The organism is Pseudoalteromonas rubra (assembly GCF_004212645.1).
GTDB classification, from domain to species: domain Bacteria; phylum Pseudomonadota; class Gammaproteobacteria; order Enterobacterales; family Alteromonadaceae; genus Pseudoalteromonas; species Pseudoalteromonas rubra_G.
Genome location: NZ_PPUZ01000063.1, coordinates 1 through 5640, shown reverse-complemented (window position 1 = coordinate 5640; position 5640 = coordinate 1). Strand labels below are relative to the sequence as shown.

Annotated in this window: 3 protein-coding genes; 2 read left to right on the top strand and 1 reads right to left on the bottom strand. The window is 50.8% G+C overall.

The annotated features are described in order from the left end of the window. The coding region (locus tag C3B51_RS19620) for a cation:proton antiporter (RefSeq protein WP_130246142.1) at window positions 1-997 on the top strand (997 nt) is incomplete at its 5' end. Between the two features lie 98 nt (window positions 998-1095). Beyond that, the gene (locus C3B51_RS19615; protein ID WP_130246141.1) at window positions 1096-2802 is read left to right on the top strand and encodes an alkaline phosphatase; all 1707 of its coding nucleotides are present in this window, start codon (window positions 1096-1098) and stop codon (window positions 2800-2802) included. 166 nt (window positions 2803-2968) lie between these two features. Here the strand turns inward: C3B51_RS19615 and C3B51_RS19610 are convergent. Continuing rightward, window positions 2969-5640: EAL domain-containing protein (locus C3B51_RS19610; protein ID WP_130246140.1), on the bottom strand; the 2672-nt coding region annotated here is incomplete at its 5' end.

Below are 5640 nucleotides of genomic sequence, written 5' to 3'. Positions count from 1 at the left end.
ATTGATCCTGGCCATTTTTCTGTTCTCTGATGCGGCAAAAACCCGTCTCAGAGTGCTGCTGCACTCCTATCAACTACCGCTGTTACTGTTACTCGCGCTGCCATTAACCATGGGGTTTGCGGCACTCGGGGCACACGCGCTATTGGCTTTGCCCTGGCTGAGCTGTTTTATTCTGGCGATTATGCTGACACCAACCGATGCGGCCTTATGTCAGAGCTTTATTCAGCAAAAGCAGGTGCCGGCTAAACTTCGCGAGGCCATTAATGTGGAAAGTGGCCTGAACGATGGTTTGTGTGTGCCAGTTTTTCTGTTTTTACTAAGCAGCAGCCTGTATACCCAGCAGCCCGCGCAGTGCTCTTTGGGGGCGCTATTTTTGCAGGAAGTCGGCCTTGCACTGGTTGTTGCATTAGTGTTAACTATTGCCGCCATTTACCTGATAAAGTTGACCTATCGTCATCATTTTTTTGCCGCCAAGAGCAGTCCGTTTCTGTTTATCGGGATTGCCATTGCGGTGTTCTCCGTTACGCAATTAGCTGGTGGCAGCGGTTTTATCGCGGTGTTTATCAGTGGCTTGTTGTTTGACTATGGTTTTCGCGATGCCCTGAAGGACAAACTCATCGAAGAAAGTGAGCTGATTGCCGATCTGGCGGCTTATATTCTGTGGGTGATCTTCGGGATCAGCACCAGCGTGCTGCTGTTTACAACATTTGACTGGCTGGTATGGGCCTATGCTCTGTTGGCAGTGGCTGTATTCCGCTTCTTTCCTGTGGTCTTACTGTTACTGGGCACCCGGCTGAATTGGTGTGAGCGAGTGGTGCTGGCCTGGTTTGGGCCAAAAGGTCTGGCGTCGGTGGTGTTGAGCCTGATGCTGTTGGGCTCAGAGCTGCCACATAGCCTGCTGATCACTAAGATCACAGCAGCCACAGTCTTGCTGAGTATCTTTATCTTTGGGGTGAGTGGCCATCTGGCTGGCGCTTTTTTGATGAAAAAACAATAGTGCAATAACACAAAGTGTAATCCGGCTGAAATAAAAAAGTCATCAAGTGTCCCTAAACTGTGCCGCGGCTCAGATGATTACGTTTTAGGAACACTACAATGAAAAAAAAGCTATTAGCAGTGGCGGTATCTGCCGTCTTATTGACCGCATGTAATGATGACGATACCAAAACGGTAGAAGTCATAAAAGAAGTTGAGGTTGTTAAAGAGGTTGAAGTTGCGCCTAAGCCTGTTACTCAGGTGAAGAATGTTATCCTGATGATTGGCGACGGTATGGGCGCACAGCAGGTTGGATTACTTGAAGAGTACGCACGTCGTGCACCCAATTCTACGTATAACAATAAAAACAATGAAACCGCGCTGTCTAAACTTGCTGCGGGTGGTCATCTGGGTCTATCACTAAACGCACCACATGGTGAAAATGGCAAGCTGGTTGTTGACTCAGCCTGTTCAGCAACGCAGCTGGCAACGGGTAAAGCCGCTGGCTCTGAAATGATTGGTCTGGACGACCAGGGTTATGTAATTGAAACCATTCTGGAGAAAGCGAAGAAAGCAGGCAAAGCAACAGGTCTGGTCTCTGACACGCGCCTGACTCATGCTACGCCGGCTGCGTTTGCGGCACACCAGCCTCACCGCTCTTACGAGCCGGAAATTGCCGTTGAAATGGTTGAGAGTGGCATGGTCGATGTCATGCTTTCTGGCGGTGCGCGTGCCTTTTTACCTGAAGTGTTAAAAGCGGCGAAAGCCGAAGACGCCTCAGAGGAAATTAAGCAAAAAGCGGCTGAAGTTAAGCAGCAATTGGCTGCCCTGGGCATGCCTGAGAAGTCATATTCAGACTCAAAACGAGATGACCAGCGCAATGTTGTGGTAGAAGCAAAAGAGCAGCATGGCTACGAACTTGCCTTTGATAACGCGCAACTGAGTGCACTGAAAGGTGACAAAATCCTTGGTTTGTTTGCGAAGTCAGGTATGGCAGATGGTATTGCTTACAGAGATTGCAAAGCGAATAACAGCTGTACTCAGCCTTCTCTGAAAGAGATGACACTTAAAGCCCTGGACATTCTGTCTAAAGACGAAGACGGCTTCTTCCTGATGATTGAAGGCGGTCAGATTGACTGGGCAGGCCACGCGAATGACGCAGGCTGGATGCTTAATGAACTGCTGAAGTTTGATGAAGCGGTAGAAGCTGTCCATGAGTGGGCGAAAGAGCGTACCGATACTCTGGTTGTCGTGACTGCTGACCACGAAACGGGCAGTTTCGGTTTCAGTTACTCAAGCTACAATAAGCCAGTAGGTGTGGATCTACCGGGCGATGGCATGCAGGGCAAGCAGTATAAGCCTAAGTTCAACTTTGGTGGCCTTGAATTGCTGGATACGCTATACGCACAAAAAGGCACCTTCTACGATGTAATTGGCCATGTAAATGGTGGCTATGACTTCAGCAACTCAACGGATCAGGACTGGCAAAATGCCATTAAAAAGTACACGCCGTATGAGGTCAGCATTGATGAAGCGGCTCGCATGAATGAATTTAACGGTTATAACAGCGATAACGAACCGCTACCTAAATTTGATGACTTCTCTGACTTCTATGTCTATGGCACTGAAGACTATACAGCCAAAGTCGGCCGCATCGTGGCGAAACAACAAAACGTGGTATGGGGCACGGGCACGCACACGGCAGCACCTGTCCCTGTTTACGCGTTTGGTCCGGCTGGCGTGACTGAGCAGTTCTCAACACTGCAACACCATGTCGACATCGGCACTAAGATGATCAAAGCGCTAGGCCTGGCAGAGGCTGAGTAAGACAGGTTTTAAGGATAATCCATAATAACTAACATAAAAGATCTGCCGATCTTATTTGGGCCACAGTTTAGCTGTGGCCTTTTTTGTTCGCCTAGCTTGTGGATGTCATGTGTGTACTGGCTAAGGATACGCTTTACCGTAGATCACAGCAGTCAACTTATTGCAGCTACTGTGATTTTTCTGACAACAACGCCTCTAAATCTGCCAAGCTCATAGGCTTGGCATAAAAATACCCCTGACCATAATCACATCCAGCTTGCTTGAGCAGCTCATGCTGCGTGGCGGTTTCAATGCCCTCAGCAATGACCTTGAGCCCCAGCTGATGTGCCATCATGATCATGGTTTCGCACAGCACTAGGTCGTCTTCGTTGTGCTCAATGCCATCAACAAAACGTTTGTCTATCTTGATAAAGTCGGTGTCCATTTGCTTAAGATAAGCTAGGGAGGAGTAACCGGTACCAAAGTCATCCAGTGCAATTGAAAACCCTTGCTGGATCAGCTGGCCAAGGCGCGCCTGACTGCGGCCTTCTCCTTGCATCATCAGGCCTTCGGTGATTTCAATGACTACGTCTTCGGGTTGCAAATTGGCGTCGTGGAGTTGTTCTTGCCATTTCAGCAGGCTGGTATGTTTGGCGTTAAACTGCACCGGCGAGACGTTCAGACTGATCTGGAACGTACCATGGCGTTGTTGCAGGTGGCTGAGGGTTTGCAGCGTTTGCTGGAAGGCAAACTCCCCCAGTTGGTGGATCAGCTGGGTTTCCTCAGCAAGGGGTATAAAGTGGCCCGGGCTGATCATCCCCTTGTCTGGGTGCTGCCAGCGGATCAGGGCTTCGGCTTTATGGATCTGCCGGGTTTGCATGGTCACTATCGGCTGATAGTACATCACAAATTGTGCGTCGGTTAGTGCCTGGCGCATGTCTCTGAGCATAACAAGCCGCTGTTCATTTTGCTGGCGCAGAGCCGAGTCAAAGCAGGCATAACCATTGCGGCCCAGGCTTTTTGCCTGATACATGGCTTGATCGGCGGCCTTCAGTAACAGCTCGCTGCTGTCACCGTCTCTGGGGCTAAGCGCAATGCCAATGCTGGCGCCTATCTGACAGTGTTCACCTTCGAGGATGAAGTCTTGCTTAAACACCTTCAGGACACGTTCCGCCAGCGAAATGGCGTGTGCTTGCGTGCGGCAGTGCTCGCAGATAATCACAAACTCATCGCCACCGATCCGCGATAACGTCAGGCCGGGTTGCTCCAGAGATTGTAGTGCTTTGGCAACCTGGGCCAGCAGCTGATCGCCATAATAATGTCCTAAGGTGTCGTTAATATCCTTAAAATGGTCGAGATCCAGCAGCAGAATGGCCAGCGATGTGCCAGGTGTTTCAAGCAAGGTATTGAGATGCTTTTTCAGGCTGGTTCGGTTGGGCAGATCGGTCAGTGAGTCATAGTGGCTTTGTCGCCAAAGTTGCTCATCTTTGCGTTTGTTGTCGGTAATGTCCGTAAAAATGGCGACTCTGCGGTAGGGCGCGCCTTGCTCATCATAAACCGTATCTATGGTCAGCCATTCGGTATACAGCTCACCATTTTTGCGTTGGTTAACTATCTCGCCCTGCCAGCGTCCGGTGTCGTTGAGTGCATGCCACATCTGGCGGTAAAAGTCGCGGTCGTGTTTGCCTGAGTTGAGAATGGCGGTGGTTTTTCCAATGGCCTCTTGCGCACTGAACCCGGTCACTTCAACAAAGGCTCGGTTAACATCCAGGATATAGCCATGGGCATCGGTAATGACCATGCCCTCACTGGAGTTGTTATACACCAGCGCCGCCAGATTCAGTGCTTCTTCCTGGCGCTTGCGGTGGCTGATATCTCGGATCACTATTACGGCTTCTTCGCCGTGGCTCATGCCCTGAACACGTACTTCATAGCCCTGCTGATTCTCACCCTGGGTATATTCCAGCAGCAGCTGAGGCTGCTCTTTAAGGAGTGTTAGTGCAACCCGGATCCGTTTATGAATATGGTGTGGAAACAGTTCGCTCAGCGTATTGCCTTGTTGCACCAGGTTACCGTGTTTAGCAAGCACCTGCCCCTGAGAATCGACGCGCAGGTAGCTGTCGGGCAGCGCCGACAGCAGGGTTTGCAGTTCAGTATGTTTATGGGTTAACTGTTGCTCGGTTTGCAGGCGCACCTTGGCCATGTTTTCAAAATGCTCACCCAGCACGGCCAGTTCCTGTGGCATGGTGTGGCGGGTGAGATCCAGTGTGCGTCCCTGTGCCAGTGCCGCAATGGCTTGCCTGAATTGCGTTAAGGGTTGCAGCAGAGTTTTGTTGAGACGATAACGGGCCAGCCAGATAAGCAGGCACAGCAAGATAAAAAAGCTGCCTAAAACCAGCGCAAAGTGGCGCTGCGTTTGTTGCCAGGCCGCTTCAAATGGGAAAGCGAAATAGATGCTCAACTCGCCGCGTGCGGCCAGTAAGGGCAGGCGAATATACACATAGTGGTGACCATTGGCGTCATTGAGTAACACCGCCTGCTCGCTCAGACTCGCTGGCCAGTCTGAGCTGACAGCTCTGCCCAAAGGCTCGGTACTGTAAGGGTATTCGGCCACAATCGCACGGGTGTGATCGGCAATCATCACGCGGGTGCCCTGAGGCAGCGTGAGTCTGGACAGTGAACGGCTCCAGTGTGACAAGCGTTTAACGGCAATGATCACCATCACCAGCTGACCATGCTGATAAACCGGATGGGCAAAGTTGAGTGTGGCACTGTCGATACTTCTGTCATGCTGATACTCACCAATACTAAAAGTCCCCTCATCAATTGCCTGCTGAAAGTAGGGGCGATCGGCAATGG